The organism is Halomonas sp. TH-94 (assembly GCF_057473365.1).
In genome coordinates, this window is sequence record NZ_JBYCKL010000105.1 from 1 (window position 1) to 18,973 (window position 18,973).

18 protein-coding genes are annotated in these 18,973 nt (G+C 63.0%); 6 read left to right on the forward strand and 12 right to left on the reverse strand.

The features are described 5' to 3' along the window. Positions 1-8 precede the first annotated feature (8 nt). The 6 genes from AC2VNO_RS17500 to AC2VNO_RS17525 form a co-directional block, all read right to left on the reverse strand. Positions 9-992, reverse strand: coding sequence for a branched-chain amino acid ABC transporter permease (locus tag AC2VNO_RS17500; protein ID WP_486935323.1), 984 nt, complete (start codon positions 990-992; stop codon positions 9-11). Between the two features lie 4 nt (positions 993-996). Next, positions 997-1,884: a branched-chain amino acid ABC transporter permease gene (locus tag AC2VNO_RS17505; protein WP_486935324.1), complete on the reverse strand. Its 888-nt coding sequence runs from the start codon at positions 1,882-1,884 to the stop codon at positions 997-999. A 57-nt stretch (positions 1,885-1,941) separates the two neighbouring features. Beyond that, on the reverse strand, positions 1,942-3,162 hold the full coding sequence (locus AC2VNO_RS17510) for an ABC transporter substrate-binding protein (protein ID WP_486935325.1): 1,221 nt from the start codon (positions 3,160-3,162) through the stop codon (positions 1,942-1,944). A 102-nt stretch (positions 3,163-3,264) separates the two neighbouring features. Next, a complete protein-coding gene (locus AC2VNO_RS17515) occupies positions 3,265-4,017 on the reverse strand; it encodes an ABC transporter ATP-binding protein (protein WP_486935326.1) in 753 nt (250 codons plus the stop codon). Next, positions 4,014-4,787 (reverse strand): ABC transporter ATP-binding protein, encoded by a 774-nt coding sequence (locus AC2VNO_RS17520; RefSeq protein WP_228578187.1) that lies wholly within the window; start codon positions 4,785-4,787, stop codon positions 4,014-4,016. Before AC2VNO_RS17520 ends, AC2VNO_RS17515 begins: the two co-directional genes overlap by 4 nt. Before the next feature lie 278 nt (positions 4,788-5,065). Beyond that, the gene (locus AC2VNO_RS17525; RefSeq protein ID WP_486935327.1) at positions 5,066-6,445 is read right to left on the reverse strand and encodes an L-serine ammonia-lyase; all 1,380 of its coding nucleotides are present in this window, start codon (positions 6,443-6,445) and stop codon (positions 5,066-5,068) included. 142 nt (positions 6,446-6,587) lie between these two features. Between AC2VNO_RS17525 and AC2VNO_RS17530 the strand changes: the two genes are divergently transcribed. Then, complete coding sequence (locus tag AC2VNO_RS17530) at positions 6,588-7,520, forward strand: LysR substrate-binding domain-containing protein (protein WP_486935328.1); 933 nt, start codon at positions 6,588-6,590, stop codon at positions 7,518-7,520. 171 nt (positions 7,521-7,691) lie between these two features. Further along, on the forward strand, positions 7,692-9,260 hold the full coding sequence (locus AC2VNO_RS17535) for an AbgT family transporter (protein WP_486935329.1): 1,569 nt from the start codon (positions 7,692-7,694) through the stop codon (positions 9,258-9,260). Between the two features lie 120 nt (positions 9,261-9,380). On the opposite strand, the gene rpoD is transcribed toward AC2VNO_RS17535, so the two are convergent. The 3 genes from rpoD to rpsU all read right to left on the reverse strand — a co-directional run bounded on the left by rpoD (position 9,381) and on the right by rpsU (position 13,630). After that, positions 9,381-11,240 carry an RNA polymerase sigma factor RpoD gene (rpoD, locus tag AC2VNO_RS17540; RefSeq protein WP_486935330.1) on the reverse strand — a complete coding sequence of 620 codons (1,860 nt, stop codon included), beginning with the start codon at positions 11,238-11,240 and terminating at the stop codon, positions 9,381-9,383. Positions 11,241-11,451: 211 nt separating this feature from the next. Beyond that, on the reverse strand, positions 11,452-13,272 hold the full coding sequence (gene dnaG, locus AC2VNO_RS17545; protein WP_486935331.1) for a DNA primase: 1,821 nt from the start codon (positions 13,270-13,272) through the stop codon (positions 11,452-11,454). Positions 13,273-13,414: 142 nt separating this feature from the next. Beyond that, positions 13,415-13,630: a 30S ribosomal protein S21 gene (gene rpsU, locus AC2VNO_RS17550; RefSeq protein WP_010629611.1), complete on the reverse strand. Its 216-nt coding sequence runs from the start codon at positions 13,628-13,630 to the stop codon at positions 13,415-13,417. A gap of 216 nt (positions 13,631-13,846) precedes the next feature. Between rpsU and tsaD the strand changes: the two genes are divergently transcribed. Beyond that, complete coding sequence (gene tsaD / locus AC2VNO_RS17555; RefSeq protein WP_486935332.1) at positions 13,847-14,899, forward strand: tRNA (adenosine(37)-N6)-threonylcarbamoyltransferase complex transferase subunit TsaD; 1,053 nt, start codon at positions 13,847-13,849, stop codon at positions 14,897-14,899. A 4-nt stretch (positions 14,900-14,903) separates the two neighbouring features. On the opposite strand, the gene plsY is transcribed toward tsaD, so the two are convergent. Further along, positions 14,904-15,491 (reverse strand): glycerol-3-phosphate 1-O-acyltransferase PlsY, encoded by a 588-nt coding sequence (gene plsY, locus AC2VNO_RS17560; RefSeq protein WP_228578173.1) that lies wholly within the window; start codon positions 15,489-15,491, stop codon positions 14,904-14,906. A 140-nt stretch (positions 15,492-15,631) separates the two neighbouring features. Here plsY and folB point away from each other — a divergent pair, with 140 nt between their 5' ends. The 3 genes from folB (at position 15,632) to AC2VNO_RS17575 (ending at position 17,493) form a co-directional block, all read left to right on the forward strand. Then, on the forward strand, positions 15,632-15,997 hold the full coding sequence (folB, locus tag AC2VNO_RS17565) for a dihydroneopterin aldolase (RefSeq protein ID WP_486935333.1): 366 nt from the start codon (positions 15,632-15,634) through the stop codon (positions 15,995-15,997). After that, positions 15,997-16,494, forward strand: a complete 498-nt coding sequence (gene folK, locus AC2VNO_RS17570) for a 2-amino-4-hydroxy-6-hydroxymethyldihydropteridine diphosphokinase (RefSeq protein ID WP_486935334.1) — start codon at positions 15,997-15,999, stop codon at positions 16,492-16,494. The genes folB and folK overlap by 1 nt, the downstream gene beginning before the upstream one ends. A gap of 69 nt (positions 16,495-16,563) precedes the next feature. Then, complete coding sequence (locus AC2VNO_RS17575) at positions 16,564-17,493, forward strand: exopolyphosphatase (RefSeq protein ID WP_486935335.1); 930 nt, start codon at positions 16,564-16,566, stop codon at positions 17,491-17,493. Between the two features lie 5 nt (positions 17,494-17,498). Here AC2VNO_RS17575 and AC2VNO_RS17580 read toward each other — a convergent pair whose 3' ends face one another. Together AC2VNO_RS17580 and glpE are read right to left on the reverse strand one after the other, a co-directional pair. Beyond that, complete coding sequence (locus AC2VNO_RS17580) at positions 17,499-18,635, reverse strand: tRNA nucleotidyltransferase/poly(A) polymerase-related protein (RefSeq protein WP_486935336.1); 1,137 nt, start codon at positions 18,633-18,635, stop codon at positions 17,499-17,501. Then, entirely contained in the window at positions 18,632-18,958 is a 327-nt protein-coding gene (gene glpE, locus AC2VNO_RS17585; protein WP_486935337.1) for a thiosulfate sulfurtransferase GlpE, read from the reverse strand. The genes AC2VNO_RS17580 and glpE overlap by 4 nt, the downstream gene beginning before the upstream one ends. Positions 18,959-18,973: the final 15 nt, after the last annotated feature.

Below are 18,973 nucleotides of genomic sequence, written 5' to 3' on the forward strand. Positions count from 1 at the left end.
AGACTGCCTCACTTGAAGTTCTTGCGATATATCTTCATGGCCTCACCGACGATACCGCTGCGGAAGCTGAGTACGCAGAAGACGAAGATGACCCCAAGAATCGGCCCTACCCAGTTGCCCAGCGGAGACTGCGCCAGCATGTGCTGCAGGCTCACCACCAGCCCCGCCCCGACCACCGGGCCGAACAGGGTGCCGACGCCGCCAAGCAGCGTCATGAGGATGACCTCACCGGACATGTGCCAGTGCGCATCGGTCAGCGACGCCAACTGAAACACCACGGTCTTGGTGGAGCCTGCCAGACCGGCCAGACCGGCAGAGAGAATGAACGCCACCAGCTTGTAGGCATCGACGTTGTAACCCAGCGATACCGCCCGCGGCTCGTTCTCTCGGATCGCCTTGAGCACCTGGCCAAAAGGCGAATGTACGGTGCGCTGAATCAAGGCGAAGCCGAACAGGAAGATCGCAAAGACGAAGTAGTACATCGCCAGGTTGTTGCGCAGGCTGATGACGCCGAACAGGTGTCCACGCGGCACCCCATGCAGGCCATCTTCACCGCCGGTGAACGGCGCCTGGATATAGAAGAAGAACACCAACTGCGCCAGCGCCAGCGTCACCATGGCAAAGTAGATGCCCTGCCGGCGGATCGATAGCGCCCCGAAAATCGCCCCCAGCACCACGGCCGCCAAGGTGCCGATCACAATGCCGAGCTCGGGGGTCAAGGCGGGGTAGCTCGCCAGCAGGTAGCCGGTCACATACCCCCCCGTTGCCAGGAATGCAGCATGGCCGAAGGAGAGCAGCCCGGCATAGCCCAGCAGCAAGTTGAAGGCGCAGGCGAATAGCGCGAAGCACAGCACCTTCATCAGGAACACCGGGTAGGCGAAGAAAGGCGCCGCCAGGCCGATGGCGATGAGGACCAGATAGAAGGCGTTGCGGCGCAGATTGGCGCGGCGTGCGCGCTTCATGGAAGGCGTCATTGTCTGAGTGGTGGCCATGTCGTCATGCCTCCTTGCCGAAGAGCCCGGCGGGTCTGAGCAGCAGAACCAGTATCATCACCAGGAAGATCACGGTATTGGCCGCCTCGGGGTAATACACCTTGGTCAAGCCTTCGATCAGGCCCATGGCGAGCCCGGTGAGGATGGCGCCGAGTATCGAGCCCATGCCGCCGATGACCACCACCGCGAAGACCACGATCAACAGGTTGGAGCCCATGGTCGGCGAAACGGGATAGAGCGGTGCGGCAAGTACGCCGGCAAAAGCCGCCAATGCCACGCCGAAGCCGTAGGTCAGCGTGACCAGCAGAGGTACATTGACACCGAAGGCCTGCATCAATGCCGAGTTCTCGGTGCCGGCTCGCAGATAGGCGCCGAGACGGGTGCGCTCGATGATGTACCAGGTGGCAAAACACACGACGAGAGCCGCCAGCAGTACCCAGGCGCGATACTTGGGCAGGAACATGAAGCCGGTCTGGTAACCGCCCTGCAGCGCCTCGGGAGTGGGGTAGCGTGCACCGGAAACCCCGAAGAAGTTGACCAGCGTGCCTTCGAATATCAGTGCCAGCCCGAAGGTCAGCAGCAGCCCGTACAGGTGGTCGAGATGGCCGATACGACGCAATAGCACGCGCTCGATCAGCATGCCCAGCACACCCACGAACAGCGGCGCCAGAAGCAGCGCTGCCCAATAATTGAGGCCCAGATAGCGCATGCCCAGCAGGGTGGCGAATGCCCCCAGCATGTACATGGCCCCGTGGGCAAAGTTGACGATCTTCAGCAGGCCGAAGATCACCGCCAGCCCAAGGCTCAGCAGGGCGTAAAAGGCGCCGTTGATCAGACCCAGCAGAAGCTGGCCCATGAACACCGCCAACGGCACGCCGAATATCATCGTCATGTCAGGTTCTCCTCGCCCTCAGAGAGGCGGCAGCCGAGGCTGCCGCCATCTTTCGCTTCAGTTCTGAACCAGCTTGCACTGGCTTTCGGAAAGCGGGCGGTACGCTTCTTCGGCGGGAATGGTGGAAAGAATTTCGTAGAGGTCCCACTCGCCAGTGGAATCGGCCGGCGACTTCACCTGGGCCAGGTACATGTCGTGGACCATACGGCCATCTTCACGCAGGCGACCGTTACGCGCGAAGAAGTCTTCGATTTCCTGCTCCATCATGTACTCACGAACGGTAGCCGGATCATCGCTGCCGGTGGCCTCGACGGCCTGCAGGTAATGGTAGGTGCTGGAATAGATGCCGGCCTGAACCATGGTCGGCATGCGACCGACACGCTCGTAGTAACGCTCGGACCATTCACGCGCCTCGTCGTCCATGTCCCAGTACCAGCCAGTGGTCAGCAGCAGGCCCTGTGTGGCATCGAGCCCCATGGCATGAACGTCGTTGAGGAACACCAGCAGACCGGCGAGCTGCTGGCCGGCTTCCACGACGCCGAACTGGCTGGCGGTGTTGATGGCATTGACGGTATCGGCACCGGCATTGGCCAGGCCGATGATCTTGGCGCCTGAGCCCTGGGCCTGAAGGATGTAGGAGGAGAAGTCGTCGGTGGGGAACGGGTGCCGCACACCGCCAATGATCTGGCCGCCGCTCTCTTCCACGACGCTTGAAACGTCCGCTTCCAGGGCGTGGCCGAAGGCGTAGTCGGCGGTCAGCATGAACCAGGTGTCGCCACCCTGGTCGACGACCGCTTTGGCCGTGCCGTTGGCCAGCGGATAGGTATCGTAGACCCAGTGGATATGGTTGGGCGTGCAGTGCTCGTTGGTAATGCTGGATGCCGCCGAAGCAGAAACGATGCCGAAGCCGTTGTTCTCTTCCAGCACGCGCGTCACCGCGATGGTCACCGAGGAGGCCACCAGACCGGCCACCAGGTCGACATTACGCGTATCCATCCACTCACGTACGGTATTGGCGCCTACGTCGGCGCTGTTGCGATCGTCGGCGCTGAACACCTGAATGGGCGCTCCATTGACGCTGCCGCCGAAATCTTCGACTGCCATGCGCAGGGCTTCGAGACCGCCGGGACCGGCCAGATCACGATAGGTGCCGGACATGTCCGCCAGATAGCCGATACGAATTTCGCCGTCGCTGATCTCCGCCTGGGCGGCGGTTGCCATGGCGGCGGTGGCGGCAATGGCAATGCTGCTGGCGAGGGTCTTCTTGATGAAGGTCATTTTCGTCTCCATAGCCCAACTTGGGCGGCTTGTTGTTGTGATGCGCACTGCAGGTAAGACGCGATTCATCGTGGTTATGAAAGTTGCTGCTAAAAGTTGCTGCTATACGCCCAGCAAGGAGTTCAGGTGCTCACGCTTGGAGGGCAGCTCTGCCTTGCTGATCTCCTCGATGATGCGACCGTGCTCCATGACGTAGTGCCGGTCTGCCAGCGGTGCGGCGAAGCGGAAGTTCTGCTCCACCAGCACGATGGTCATGCCGCGGTCGCGCAGCTTGACCAACACTTCGGCCAGCTTCTGCACGATGACCGGCGCCAAGCCTTCGGTGATTTCGTCGAGCAGCAGCATGCGAGCGCCGGTACGCAGAATTCGCGCCATGGCCAGCATTTGCTGTTCGCCGCCGGAAAGGCGGGTCCCCTGGCTGCGGCGGCGCTCGTAGAGGTTGGGGAACATGTCATAGATCTCGTCGATCGACATGCCACCGGAGCGCACCGTGGGCGGCAGCAGGAGGTTCTCCTCGACGTCGAGACTGGCAAAGATGCCGCGCTCCTCGGGGCAATAGCCGATGCCCAGACGCGGAATACGATGCGGCTTCATGGCGATGGTTTCGTTGCCGTTGATCATGATGGAGCCGGTACGGCGGCCTACCATGCTCATGATCGCCTTGAGCGTAGTGCTGCGCCCTGCACCGTTTCGGCCCAGCAGCGTGACCAGCTCGCCGCGCCGCACCTCCATGTCGACCCCATGCAGGATGTGCGACTCACCGTAGAAGGCATGCAAATCCCGAATGCGCAGCATGTCGCCGCCATCGCGATCGCTGTATTCGGTACGAGCCGGTTGTTCGACGACCTGGTTCATGAGCTGGCCTCCTCTTCAGTGGCTTCACTCCCCATATAGGCTTCTCGCACTCGCGGGTCGGCGGAGACTGTCTCGTAATCGCCCTCTGCCAGTACGGCACCACGTGCCAGAACGGTGATCCTGTCGCAGAGCCGGCTCACCACACTGAGGTTGTGCTCGACCATCAATACCGTACGCCCCTTGGCAACGCGGCGAATCAGCTCGACGATGCGATCGACGTCTTCCGCCCCCATGCCTTGAGTCGGTTCGTCGAGGAGCATCAACGTCGGGTTCATCGCCAGCGTCGTGGCCACCTCGAGGGCACGCTTGCGCCCATAGGGCATCTCCACGGTCATGACGTTGGCGTAGTCGCGCAGCCCGACTTCCTCGAGCAGCTCGATGGCGCGCTCGTTGAGGTGATCCAGAGTGCGTTCCGACTTCCAGAAATGGAACGAGGTGCCGATCGGTCGCTGCAGCGCCACCCGCACATTTTCCAACGCCGTCATATGGGCAAACACCGCCGATATCTGGAATGAGCGCACCATGCCCATACGCGCGATCTCATTGGCCTTCATGCCGGTGATCGGCTTGCCACGATAGAGAATCTCGCCTCGGGTCGGGGGGAGAAACTTGGTGAGGAGATTGAAGACGGTCGTCTTGCCGGCACCGTTGGGGCCGATCAAGGCGTGGATATGTCCCTCCCGGACCTGCAGGTTGACATCGTCCACGGCGGTGAAGCCACGGAACTGCTTGGTCAACCCGCGAGTTTCCAGTATGAACTCCTGGGTCATGTGACGTCCTCTCTGGATCGCTGGGGCAATCCATGCTGATTTGTTGTCGTTGTGGTTCAGGCTGTTTGTCGAGCTTGGTCCAGCCCTGGACTTCTAACCTTTACGTTAACGTAAGCTAGAGGAGACGCAACCGAGGAGCAACCGTTCTAGGGTCGAACTCGACCAATGGCGTAGAGAGAACTGACGTTAGGTAGCTTGCAAAGAAAAACGCGATGCCACTTGGGCATCGCGTCTCGTTGCACGGTTATACGGGTCAAACGTCTGCTTGTAGGCGTCTTTCAGCACTCGATGGCATTGACGGCAAGCCCACCACGCGACGTTTCCTTGTACTTGTCCTGCATGTCGCGCCCGGTATCTCGCATGGTACGAATCGCCTTGTCGAGAGAGATGAAGTGCTCGCCGTCGCCACGCAGTGCCATCTGGGCGGCATTGATCGCCTTGACCGAAGCGATGGCGTTACGCTCGATACACGGCACCTGGACCAGCCCCCCCACGGGATCGCAGGTCAGCCCGAGGTTGTGCTCCAGGCCGATCTCGGCGGCGTTCTCCACCTGCCCCACGCTGCCGCCCATCACCTCGGCCAAGCCTGCCGCCGCCATGGCACAGGCCGAACCCACCTCGCCCTGGCAGCCCACCTCGGCCCCCGAGATCGAGGCGTTCTTCTTGCACAGGATGCCGACCGCCCCTGCGGCCAGCAGGAAGTCGACTACGTCACGCTCGCAGGCGCCTGGTTGAAACTTCATGTAATAGTGCAGAACGGCCGGGATGATACCCGCCGCACCGTTGGTGGGAGCCGTCACCATGCGCCCACCCGCGGCGTTCTCCTCGTTCACCGCCAGCGCGAAGACATTCACCCAATCCATGGCGCCGAAGGTCGAAGCGATCAAACTCTGGTCATCTCGAGCCGCCAGCAGCCGCTGGTGCAGTGAGGCAGCGCGCCGCTTGACGTTGAGCCCACCAGGCAGCACTCCTTCGTGCTGAAACCCTTCGTTGACGCACGCCTGCATCGCCTGCCAGATGCGCCACAGGCCGTCGCGCACTTCGGCTTCGCTACGCCAGGCCTTCTCGTTTTCCAGCATCAGCTCGCTGATACGCATGTCATGCATACGGCACAACGCCATCAACTCGGCAGCGGAGTTGAAGTCGTAAGGCAGCGAGGTGCTATCCTGATCCAGCTCGCCCCGCTCAGCCTGCCCTTCGTCGATGACGAATCCCCCACCAACCGAGTAGTAGGTGTTGCGCCACAGCTCATCGCCGTGACCATGGGCCACCAGGGTCATGGCATTGGGGTGATAGGGCAGACACTCCTCGCGCCACTGCATGTCACGTGCCCACAGGAAAGGTATCGCCAGGCGCCCATCGAGCATCAGCGTGCTAGCCTCGATCAGCTCCTCGATGCAGGGAGCCACGATCGCCGGATCGATCCGGTCGGGGCGCTCCCCCATCAGCCCCATGATCACGGCTCGGTCGGTGCCATGGCCCTTGCCGGTGGCGCACAGGGAGCCGAATAGCGTCACTTCGACGCGCGCCACTCTTTCCAGCAGCCCCTGGTCGTTCAGGTCCTGCACGAAGTCATAGGCGGCTCGCATCGGTCCCACGGTGTGGGAGCTGGAAGGTCCGATACCGATCTTGAACAGGTCGAAGACGCTGATGGCCATGGTTCACCTCGTTGAAAGCCAGACGCATGGATCAGCCTGACTAAAACATGTTTGCCTCAGGGCAATTATGCTTTTATGTTGATCCCGAACCAGCTGACACGCAATCGAGAATAACTTTCCTGGGTTATAGAAAAACTAAACCATGAGCCGCCTGCTGCACGCCCAAACCCACGCCTGGCTGAAAGTCTTCGCCGTCAGTGCTCGCCACCTCTCGTTCACCCGGGCGGCAGAAGAGCTGCACGTCACCACCGGGGCGGTGAGCCAGCAGATCAAACAGCTCGAGGAGCGCCTCGGTTTCAAGCTTTTTCGACGACTGCCGCGCCGGCTGGAGCTCACCGAGGAAGGCAAGCGGCTGGCCGCCGTGGTAGACGAAGCCTACCAATCGGTAGGGCTCGAGGTGAAACGCCTGCGCAGCGGCGTGATGAGCGGTGTGATCCGCCTGCGCAGCGTACCGGCCTTTCTCAGCAAGTGGCTGATGCCGCGCCTGCCTCGGCTCCAGGCCCGCTTTCCCGATATCGAGTTGCAGGTCATCGCCGAGGACAGCAGCCTGTCACTGCGCGAAGGGGAGTTCGACCTGGCCATCGACCTCAACGATGGTCACTACCCCGGACTGGCGATCACCCCGCTGATGGAAGAAGTGATCTTTCCGGTCTGCGCTCCCGGCTTGTTGCGCCGCCGCCCGGCGCTCTCCACCCCCGAGGAGCTGGCCTGGTATCCGCTGCTGCACGATATCACCGCCTGGCGCGGCAGCCATCCTTACGCCGAGTGGGAACACTACCTGCAAGCCACGGCGGCAACACCGCTCAATGTGCGTCGCGGCTATACCTTCAATCGCCACCGGCTGGCCCTGGAAGCCGCCGTAGCAGGCATGGGCGTGGCCATCGCCCGACAGGCTCTGCTGGCCGACGAACTCAAGACCGGCGCACTGATCGCCCCCTTCCCGGCGCGTATAGCAACCGGCAAGCGCTACGGCATCGTGCATACCAGCGGCGCACTGGACGACCGCCGGGTGGCGGCGGTCCACGACTGGATCGTCGAAGAAGCCCAGCGCCACGTCGCGACCACCCAAACCTGAAGCGTCAACCGCCTACACCTTCCTATCGCTGTCCCGCCCAAGCCAACACACCTCCCCCTCTGACCTCGCCGCAGAGGTTTGCAGATGGCCCTCTATCAGAGTAATGTCACGCGCCATGCCATACAGGCAACAAATTCAACTAATCGAAGCGCACTAAACGAGTATTTTCTAATGTCGACTCTTGATCGCCGCGAGCGCCTGAAACGAGGCGCTTTCCAACGCTTTCTCGATAGCGTGGAGTGGCTGGGCAACTTGCTGCCTCACCCCGTTACGCTTTTCGCCTTGCTCTGCGTCATTGTGGTCGTGGCCAGCGGTATCGCCGGCGCCCTGGGGGTGTCAGTCGCTGACCCGCGCCCGGCCAACGAAGGTGAGTTCATTGCGGTGAACTCACTGCTCAATGCCGAGGGGCTGCGCCGGCTGCTCACCGAGATGGTCACCAATTTCACCGGCTTCGCTCCGCTCGGCACGGTATTGGTCGCCATGCTCGGTGTTGGCGTCGCCGAGCATTCGGGGCTGCTTTCTGCCAGCATGCGCGCCCTGGTGCTGGACCGCTCGCCACGTATCGTCACCTACGCAGTCGTATTCGCCGGCATCATGTCCAACATGGCCGCCGAGCTCGGCTACGTCGTTCTGATACCCCTGGCGGCAATGATCTTCCACTCGCTGGGGCGCCATCCTCTGGCCGGCCTTGCCGCCGCCTTCTGCGGCGTCTCCGGCGGCTACAGTGCCAACCTGCTGATCGGCACCGTCGACCCGCTGCTTTCCGGCATCACCCAGGAGGCTGCACGCCTGCTCGATCCGAGCTATAGCGTGGGCGCCGAGGCCAACTGGTTCTTCATGATCGTCAGCACCTTCATCGTCACGCTCATCGGTGGCCTGGTGACCGAGCGCATCGTCGAGCCCAAGCTCGGCAAGTTCGATGCTGCCTATGCCGTGGACGATATCGACGATCAGCATATGGAAGGCCTCTCGCCCGCGGAGAAACGCGCACTCAAGGGAGCGGGACTCGCCTTGCTGGCAATCGTGGCGCTTTTGGCGGTCATGGTGGTTCCCGCCGGCGGCATTCTTCGTCATCAGGAAACCGGCGCCATCGGCGGTTCGCCCTTCCTCAGCGGCATCGTGGCCATCGTGGCCATCTCCTTTACCGTGCTCGGCTTCGTTTATGGCAGGCTTGCCGGCACCATGCGGGGCGATCGCGACATCGTCGACGCCATGGCGCGCAGCATGGGCAGCCTCGGTCTCTATATCGTACTGGTGTTTTTTGCGGCGCAGTTCGTGGCGCTGTTCAACTGGAGCAACTTCGGCACGGTCATCGCCGTGGCCGGCGCCGACCTGCTGCAGACGCTGGGGCTACGCGGCCCGCTGCTCTTCGCCCTGTTCATTCTGATGTGCGCCTTCGTCAATCTGTCGCTTGGCAGCGCCTCGGCCCAGTGGGCGGTCACCGCGCCGATTTTCGTGCCGATGCTGATGCTGATGGGCTACGCACCGGAGGTGATTCAGGCCGCCTACCGAATTGGCGATTCGGTAACCAACCTGATCACGCCGATGATGAGCTACTTCGGCTTGATCATGGCGGTGGCGGCCCGCTATCGGAAGGACCTGGGCATCGGCACCCTGGTGGCGTTGATGCTGCCCTACACCCTGTTCATGCTGATAGGCTGGAGCCTGCTGTTCTTCGTCTGGGTCTTCCTTCTCGGCCTGCCGGTGGGGCCTGGCTCTGCGACTCATTATGAGCTGTGACCGCAGCGCCCCGCCGCTGGCGGCGGGGCGCCACCAGGAGCTCTAACGCAAGAAGCCCGCAGCGTCGACTGCGGGCTTCTTGCATGGACGGTTCATGAACCGATCAGGCGCGTTCCAGGCTCACTCGTCGAGGAACGAGCGCAACGGCTCCGAGCGGCTCGGGTGGCGCAGCTTGCGAAGCGCCTTGGCCTCGATCTGACGAATCCGCTCACGGGTCACGTCGAACTGCTTGCCGACCTCTTCGAGGGTGTGATCGGTGTTCATGTCGATACCGAAGCGCATGCGCAGCACCTTGGCTTCGCGGGCGGTAAGGCCGCCAAGCACGTTGCGAGTAGCCTCGATCAGCCCCTCGCCGGTAGCCAGATCGACCGGCAGCTGCATGGTGCTGTCCTCGATGAAGTCGCCCAGGTGCGAGTCGTCATCGTCACCGATGGGCGTCTCCATGGAGATCGGCTCCTTGGCGATCTTGAGCACCTTGCGCACCTTGTCCTCGGGCATCTCGAGGCGTTCGCCAAGCTCCTCGGGCGTGGGCTCGCGACCCATCTCCTGCAGCATCTGCCGCGACACGCGGTTGAGCTTGTTGATGGTCTCGATCATGTGCACCGGGATACGGATGGTACGCGCCTGGTCGGCGATCGAGCGGGTGATCGCCTGACGAATCCACCAGGTGGCATAGGTCGAGAACTTGTAGCCACGGCGATATTCGAACTTGTCGACAGCCTTCATCAAGCCGATGTTGCCCTCCTGGATCAAATCCAGGAACTGCAGGCCGCGGTTGGTGTACTTCTTGGCGATCGAGATCACCAGACGCAGGTTGGCCTCGACCATCTCCTTCTTGGCCCGGCGCGCCTTGGCCTCGCCGATGGAGAGGCGGCGATTGATCTCCTTCAGCTCCGGCACGGGCAGCTGAACCATATCTTCCTCGAAGGCGATACGACGCTGCGCGCGCTGAATATCGCCGCGCAGGGGCTCGAGGCGGTCGGCAAACTTGGCATTGTTCGCCATGAACTCATCGATCCACTCCTGGCGCGACTCGTTGCCCGGGAATGCCTTGATGAAGCTCTTGCGCGGCACCTTGGCGAGCTTGACGAACAGCTGCATCACCGCTTTTTCCTGGGTGCGCACCTGCTCTACGCTGATACGTACCTGGCCGACAAGACGTTCGAAGTGCTTGGGCACCAGCTTTATCGGGGAGAACAGCTCGGCCAGACGCTCCATCTCGACCCGCGCTTCCGTACTGCCGCGCCCATACTTGGCCAACGCCTCGCGCACCAGCTCGTTCTGCTCGCGAATCTGCTCGAAGCGCGCCTTGGCCTCTTCGGGATCGGGCCCACCGGTGGTCTCCTCCTCGGCCTCGGTGTCGTCATCGTCCTCATCGTCGCCATCGGCATCGGCGTCATCGCCGTCGGCACTCAGCTCGGCCTCGGGGACTTCGGCCTCGGCCACGCCCGGAATGCCTTCATCAGGATCGATGAAGCCCGAAAAAAGATCGGACAGGCGCCCAGGCGCTTCTTCGTCCTGAGTGGCATCGTACGCGTCGAGGATCGACTCCACCGCGCCGGGCAGCCACGCCAGGGCCGACATCACTTCACGCGTGCCTTCCTCGATGCGCTTGGCAATCTCGATCTCACCCTCGCGGGTGAGGAGCTCCACGGTGCCCATTTCGCGCATGTACATACGCACCGGGTCGGTGGTGCGACCCACGTCGCTCTCCACCGCCGCCAAAGCAGCCACGGCCTCTTCGGCGGCAGACTCGTCGGCGGAGTGATCGGACATCATCAGGGTGTCTTCGTCGGGAGCTTCCTCGACGACGCTGATACCCATGTCGTTGATCATGCCGATGATGTCTTCCACCTGATCGGGATCGGCGATGTCCTCGGGAAGGTGGTCGTTGACCTCGGCATAGGTCAGGTAGCCCTGCTCCTTGCCACGCGCGATCAACTCCTTCAGACGTGACTGCTGCTGCGCATTTCCGGCCATAGAAACCCTATCTCGACGAAGAAGAATGAAGCACCTGAAGCGCTGGGTGGAGAAAACTCATGAAGCCCAAAAGTATAGCGGAAATCAGCATGAACCCGCTAGTACGGCCCATTTGCTCATACACTCAGGTGTGTTAGTTTAAACGGTTATGCTGCAAGCGCCCGACCTGCCCCTCAATGTGGGGGTGTCGCACCGAAAATCAACCCGCCGGCTAACGCTTCAGCTCCAATAGCAACTCCTGCAGCCGCTGCCTCGCCTCGAGCGACAGGCGCTCACCGCCCCGCTCCTTGGCCAGCAACGCCTCGAACTCTTCCTGCGGCGACTTACGCTGGCGATGGCGCCGGAGGTAGTCGATCAGCCCATCCAGCTCCTTGCCTCGCGCCTCACGCGGGATCAACATCTCGCGCCTCGCCAGCACCGCCAAGCGCTCTCCCTGAGCGCTGCCTTGAAAGTGCGCCAGCACTACCCGAGGACTGCGGTAGCGCCCGGCTCGCAGCAGTCGTACCAGCTCGCCACAGAGCATGGCGTCGCCCTCTCCCTCCGGGCACCACTCCTGCTCGGCAGGTAACCGCTCGACCAGCGCCGGCTCATGCACCAATAGCTGCAACACGCGCGCCATCACCCCCAGTGACGCTCGATCGGCCTGAGGCAATTCGCGTGCAGCACTTCTTTCGCCGGCCGCAACGGCAGCCGATTCCGGCTCGGCCGGAGACGGCGTAGTCGTCTCGCCGGCAGCCATGAGCGCTTCGAAGCGCGACTGGTCGACGCCGGTACGCCGCGCGAGCTCCGCCAGCAATACCGTCTGCAGCATCCCTTGCGGCAGCCGTGCCACCGCCTTGAGGACCTGGCTGGCAAAGCGCTCACGCTCTTCGACCCGCGTCAGATCTCGCCCTCGGGCCGCCTGGTCGAACAGAAACTCCGACAGCGGGCTGGCGCAGGTGATGCGATCCTCGAAGGCTTCCGCCCCTTCGCGGCGCACCAGCGTATCGGGATCTTCCCCCTCCGGCAGAAACAGAAAGCGCGCGGTCCGCCCATCGATCATCTGCGGCAGCACCGTCTCCAGCGCCCTGCTGGCCGCCTGACGGCCCGCCTTGTCACCATCGAAGCAGAACACCACTTCGTCAACCATGCGAAACAGCCGGGCCAGATGCTCCTCACTGGTCGAGGTGCCCAGGGTCGCCACCGCGTTGCGAATGCCGAACTGGGCCAGCGCCACCACATCCATGTAGCCTTCGACGATGACCAACCGCTCCAACCGTGAATTGGCTTGCCTGGCCTCGAACAGACCGTACAGCTCCCGCCCCTTGTGAAAGACCGGGGTCTCGGGGGAATTCAGGTACTTGGGCTTGGCATCGCCGAGCACCCGGCCACCGAAGGCAATGGTGCGGCCGCGAACGTCACGAATCGGGAACATGACCCGATCGCGGAAGCGATCATAGGTGCGACCGCTCTCCTCGCGCTGCACCAGCAGGCCATACTCCACCTGCACAGACTCGGGCACGCCGCGGACACTCAGATGGTGCTTGAGGGCTTCCCAGTCATCCGGCGCATAGCCGATGGCAAAGTCCCGCTGTACCTCCTCCGAGAGGCCGCGTCGGCTCAGATACTCACGCGCCTGGCCCCCTTCCTGCATCTTCAGCCGTTCGCGATAGAAGCTGGACGAGAGCTCGAGCAGATTGACCCCTTCCTGACGCTTGCGCTCGCGGGCCTGGGCACGGGGGTCGTCGGCCCCTTCCCGCGGCACTTCGAGCCCCAGCCTTGCCGCCAGCTGTTCAACCGCCTCGGGAAAGCGCAGATTGTCGTACTCCATCAGGAAACGCAGGGCACTGCCATGGGCACCGCAGCCGAAGCTGTGGTAGAACTGCTGGTCGGCGCTGACGGTAAACGACGGTGTCTTTTCCTGATGAAATGGGCATAGGCCGGAATAATTGCGCCCAGCCTTCTTGAGCTGAACCCGCTCACCCACCACTTCGACCACGTCGACACGTGCCAGCAGGTCATCGATGAAGCGCTGAGGAATCTGGCCGGCCATATAGGTCTTGCCACCTCCCGGCGGTCAGATGAAGAGGTGTCGTCGCACGGTCTTGAAAGACAAGCGGCCACCTGACGGCAGCCGCTTGGTCATCCTTCCAGGAGCACCGATGCACATCGCACCGCCACTCCCTTAGTACGGATCAATAGAGCCGTTCGAAACGCTTGCGCTCACGCTGGAGCTTCTTGGCGTGACGCTTCACCGCGGCAGCAGCCTTGCGCTTGCGCTCTGCAGTCGGCTTCTCGTAGTGCTCGCGACGACGCACTTCGGAAAGGATGCCGGCTTTTTCACAGGAACGCTTGAAACGGCGCAGCGCGACGTCAAACGGCTCGTTATCACGTACTTTGACAGAAGGCATTAAGCACTCACCTACCTTGAATTCTTGAGTTCGGTTCGAACGCACACCCAGGCTTGCACAGCCAAATGACGGCTAGCCGGGTGCACGACCCAATTGTACAGCGCACGATAGTTTAGTCGCCGCTAGCGAGGTTTGCAAATTCCTGGTGCTCGGAAACGGGATGGCAGCGCCTCGATTTGTTAGAATGGCGGCTCTTACCCATCATGAGCCTGCATCATGCGAGTCCTTGGCATCGAGACCTCCTGCGACGAGACCGGCGTCGCGATCTACGACACCGACCGCGGCCTGCTTGCCGACGCGCTCTACAGCCAGGTCGCCATGCATGCCGAATATGGCGGAGTGGTACCGGAGCTGGCTTCCCGCGACCATACCCGACGCTTGCTGCCATTGATACAGCAGGTGCTCGACGAGGCCGGCATGACCCGCCAGCAGCTGGACGCCATTGCCTATACTGCAGGCCCGGGGCTGGTGGGGGCACTGATGGTGGGTGCCAGCACCGCCCACGGCATGGCCCGTGCTCTGGGGATCCCGGTACTGGGGGTACACCACATGGAGGGCCACTTGATGGCACCCATGCTCGAGGCATCGCCCCCCGATTTTCCCTTCGTCGCACTGCTGGTCTCCGGCGGCCACACACAGCTGGTAGAGGTCGGTGGCCAGGGGCAGTACCGCCTGCTCGGCGAATCGGTGGACGATGCCGCCGGCGAGGCCTTCGACAAGACCGCCAAGATGCTGGGGCTGGCTTATCCCGGCGGCCCCCAGGTCGCCCGGCTGGCGGAAGCGGGAGATCCGCAGCGCTTCCGCTTTCCCCGCCCCATGACCGACCGGCCAGGCCTCGACTTCAGCTTCTCCGGGCTCAAGACGCACACCCTGACCACCCTGCGGCAGCTGGAGCGGGACGGGGAACTCGACGAGCAGGCTCGCGCCGATGTGGCCAGGGCATTCGAAGAAGCCGTGGTCGATACCCTGGTGATCAAGTGCCGTCGGGCGCTGGACGACACCGGTCTAAAGCGCCTGGTGATGGCAGGGGGCGTCAGTGCCAATTTGCGCCTGCGCGAGCGCCTCGAGCGCGAGGCCGAGAAGCGCAACGCACAGGTCTACTATCCCCGCGGCAAATTCTGTACCGACAATGGCGCCATGATCGCACTGGCCGGCGCCCATCGACTCGAGGCCGGCGAGCGAGACGAAATCGGCATCATGAAAGCCGTGCCACGCTGGCCCATGGAAACATTGAAGCCCCCGATCGGAGAGATGTCAGTCGGGCCATGAGGGCTTACAAGGAGTGCTCGCCGCCCATCTTGAGGCGACGAATATTGAGCAAGTGACGCAGCAGCACCAGCCCGGTGAAGGCCATTACCACCAGCACATAGTCCGGGGCCAGCCACAGGCTGGCCAGGGGAGCGATACCGGCACTGGCCAGGGACGCCACGGCCGCGGTGCGCACCCGCCAGGCAAGCAGACCCCATAGCGCAGCACAGCACAGCGCTACCCATGGCGTCAGAACCAGCAGCACGCCAAAGGCACTGGCCACCGCCTTGCCGCCGCGAAAGCGGTGCCAGGGCGGATAGCTGTGGCCCAACAGGACCGCCAGCCCCACCACACCCTGAGCCCAGGGTTCGAGCCCTGCCGCCATACCGAGCCAAAGTACCGGCATGCCCTTGAAGGCATCGAGCAGCAGGGTCGCCAGGGCCAGCCGGCGGCCATGCACGCGTAGCACGTTGGAGAAACCGGGATTGCCGGAGCCCACCCGGCGCGGGTCGGCGACGCCTGCCAGACGACAGACCCACAGCGCACCCAGCCAGGAGCCGCTGAGATAACCCAGCGCTGCCAGCCCCAATAGCCACCATAGCCCTTCGCCCAAATTCGCCCCCGTAGATGACGTTGGAGAACCTTATCCGAATTCTGCCAGTCACGGCGTTCCAGTGACAGCGCGCAAACCTGTCCCTCTGCCCCGACGCTCACGTACAATCGGGCCTCTTTCGACCTGATGGAGAGCTGTGCATGGATTGCGTGTTGATCGAGTCGCTCGAGATCGAGACGGTTATCGGGGTATATGACTGGGAGCGCACCATACGCCAGCGGCTGGTGCTCGACCTGGAGCTTGCGACCGACATTCGCCCGTCAGCGGCCACGGACGACCTGACCAGAACGCTTGACTACGCGGCCATCAGCCAGCGTATCGCCCACTTTGCCGAGGCCAGCGACTTTGCCTTGGTGGAGACCTTTGCCGAGCGCCTTTCCCAGCTGCTGATGGAGGAATTTGCGATTCCCTGGCTACGTTTGACGTTGCGCAAGCCTGGCGCCGTACCCGCAGCGGCAGCAGTGGGCGTACGCATCGAACGCGGCCATCGTCCGGAGGACCGTTGATGCCCCGGATCAGCGTCAGCATTGGCAGCAACATCGACCGCGAGCGTCACGTGCAGGCCTGCCTCGAGGCGCTTGCCGATACCTTCGACAACCTGCTGGTGTCGCGCGTCTATGAGAGCGAGCCGGTCGGCTTCGAGGATGGACGCAACTTCTTCAATCTGGTGGCCGTGTTCGAAAGCGATTGGCCCGTGGGCGAACTTCAGGCCTGGTGCAAGCGCATCGAGAACGAACACGGCAGACGCCCTGGCACGCCCAAGTTCAGCCCACGTACGCTCGACATCGACTTGCTGACGGTGGACGACCTGGTCGGCGAGCATGACGGCGTGATGCTGCCCCGGGAGGAGATACTGCATCACGCCTTCGTGCTGCTTCCGCTCGCCGAGCTGCTGCCCGACACTCGCCACCCGGTGGACGGGCGAACCTACGCCGAGCTTTGGTCCGAATTCAAGGCCCCCGATCAACGCCTGTGGCCCGTAGCGTTGGATAGGAATTCTTAGGCCTACGGTAGACTCGACGCAAGCACGCATTCTCGCGAACGCGCCATGCAATAGAAGAAGGAGTCGGCAATGTCCGCCAAGTTTCGCCTGGTCACGCGCAGTGATTTCGATGGCCTGGTTTGCGGGGCCCTGCTCAAGCATCTCGACCTGATCGACGACATTCTCTTCGTTCATCCCAAGGACATGCAGGACGGCAAGGTCGACATCGACGAGCGCGACATCACCACCAACCTGCCCTACGTGCCCGGCTGTCACCTGGCCTTCGATCACCACCTGAGCGAGACGCTGCGCAACACCGAGCAGGCCGACAACCACATCATCGATGCCGACGCCCCCTCTGCAGCAAGAGTGGTGTGGCGGCACTACGGCGGCCACGAGGCGTTTCCCGCCCGCTGGGATGACATGATGGAGGCGGTGGACAAGGGCGATTCGGCCCAGTTCAACCGCGAGGAAGTGCTCGCCCCCCAGGGCTGGGTGCTGCTCAACTTCATCATGGACGCGCGCACCGGCCTGGGGCGCTTCCGCGACTTCCGTATTTCCAACTACCAGCTGATGATGAAGCTGATCGACTACTGTCGCGAACACTCGATCGAAGAAATCGTCGCCCTGCCGGATGTTCGCGAACGTATCGAGCTCTACCAGGAGCACAGCGAACAGGCGCGAGCACAGATTCAACGCTGCGCCACCGTTCACGCCAATCTGGTGGTGCTCGACCTGCGCAACGAAGAGACCATCTACGCCACCAACCGCTTCGTGATCTACGCCCTTTACCCCCAGTGCAACATCTCCATTCATGTGATGTGGGGGCTGAAGCAGCAAAACACCGTCTTTGCCATCGGCAAGTCGATCCTCGACCGGAGCAGCAAGACCAATGTCGGCGAGCTTTGCCTGGAGTACGGCGGCGGCGGCCACTTCAATGCCGGCACCTGCCAGATCGACAACGACAAGGCAGAGGCGACGCTGCGCGAGATCGTTGCGCGGATCAACGCCGACGGCTGAACCGGCTAGAGACTGAGTTCCTGCTGCAGAATGGCCCGGCGACGCCGGGCCAGTTCTTCACCCAGCGCCCCCCCCTGAAAGCCTTCTGCCACCAGCTCCCTCGCCTCGAGCCGAGACACCGCACGCCAGGCACGCTCCAGTTGCTCGGCCAGGTCCGGGGCGTCGAGCGCCAGCAGAGCGATCAGCGGCGCCACTCGCTCACGGCGACGCCAGGCGTCGATAGCGTCCAGCCAATCGTGTACCCTCGCGGCGTTCGGCGTATCGCACAGTTTCATCTCCCGGGTAAGCGCCGCCTGGCGGCCCAGGTCACGGTAGCTGCGCGGCAGACGTAGACGCTCGCCCAGCGCTTGCTGCCGAGCCGCATCGAGATGCTCCACCAGCCGCGCCCAGCGCCAGCGGGGGCGCTCTTCCTCGGGCAGACCGTCAGGCAGGCGCGGCAGGCGCGCCAGCGCCTCATCGAATGCGGCACCCTCTTCGTCCAGCTCAGGCATCAGTGCCGCCAACCCAGCGCACTCTTTCAGGGTGCGAAAATAGACGGCAGGGTCCGTCTCGCCCAAGGCTTTTTCGGTCTCGGTCCAGACACGCTCTGCCACCAGATGCTCAAGCTCGCCGCTGGCGACCAGCTCACGCATCAACGCCCAGGTCTCCTTGGCAATATCGAAGCCGAGCCCGGCATAGCGGGCCAGGAAGCGCGCGGTACGCAGCACGCGCAGGGGGTCCTCGACGAAGGCCGGCGAGACATGACGCAGTACACGCGCCTGCAGGTCCGCCAGCCCCCCATAGGGATCCACCAATTCACCCTCCGGCGTCTCGGCCATGGCATTGATGGTGAGGTCGCGGCGGGCTAGATCCTCCTCGAGCGTCACATCGGGACTGGCATGCACCTCGAAGCCGGTATAGCCATGACCGGACTTGCGCTCGGTGCGCGCCAGAGCGTACTCCTCGTGGGTCTCGGGATGCAGAAATACCGGGAAGTCGCGCCCCACCGGGCGAAAGCCGCGGCGACGCATCTCCTCGGGCGTCGTACCCACCACGACCCAGTCGGTATCGGTGGTGGGCCAGCCCAGGCGGGCATCGCGCACCGCACCGCCCACGCGGTAAACCTTGAGCCCCGCAAGACAGCGCTCGCGCCTTCCACTCATGAGCCGGTGCGCTCCACGCGTTCGGGCAGGCGGTACTCCCATTCACTGAAACCGCCATCCAGACTGTAAACCTCGGCATACCCCTGCCCTGCCAGCCAGGCGGCGGCCTGTTGGCTCGAATGGCCGTGATAGCAGACTACCACCAGCGGCCGTTCGCGCGGAGTCGTCTCGAGCAGTGCCGATACGCTGTCGTTGTCGAGGTGTCGGCTGCCGGGAATGCGCCCGGCGGCAAAGCTCGTCGGGTCGCGGATATCGACCAAGGTCAGCGGCGAATCGTCGTCGAGCCAGGCCGTCAGTGCATCGAGGGTCAGATGTTTGTACATGAGGGCTCCTTCGCA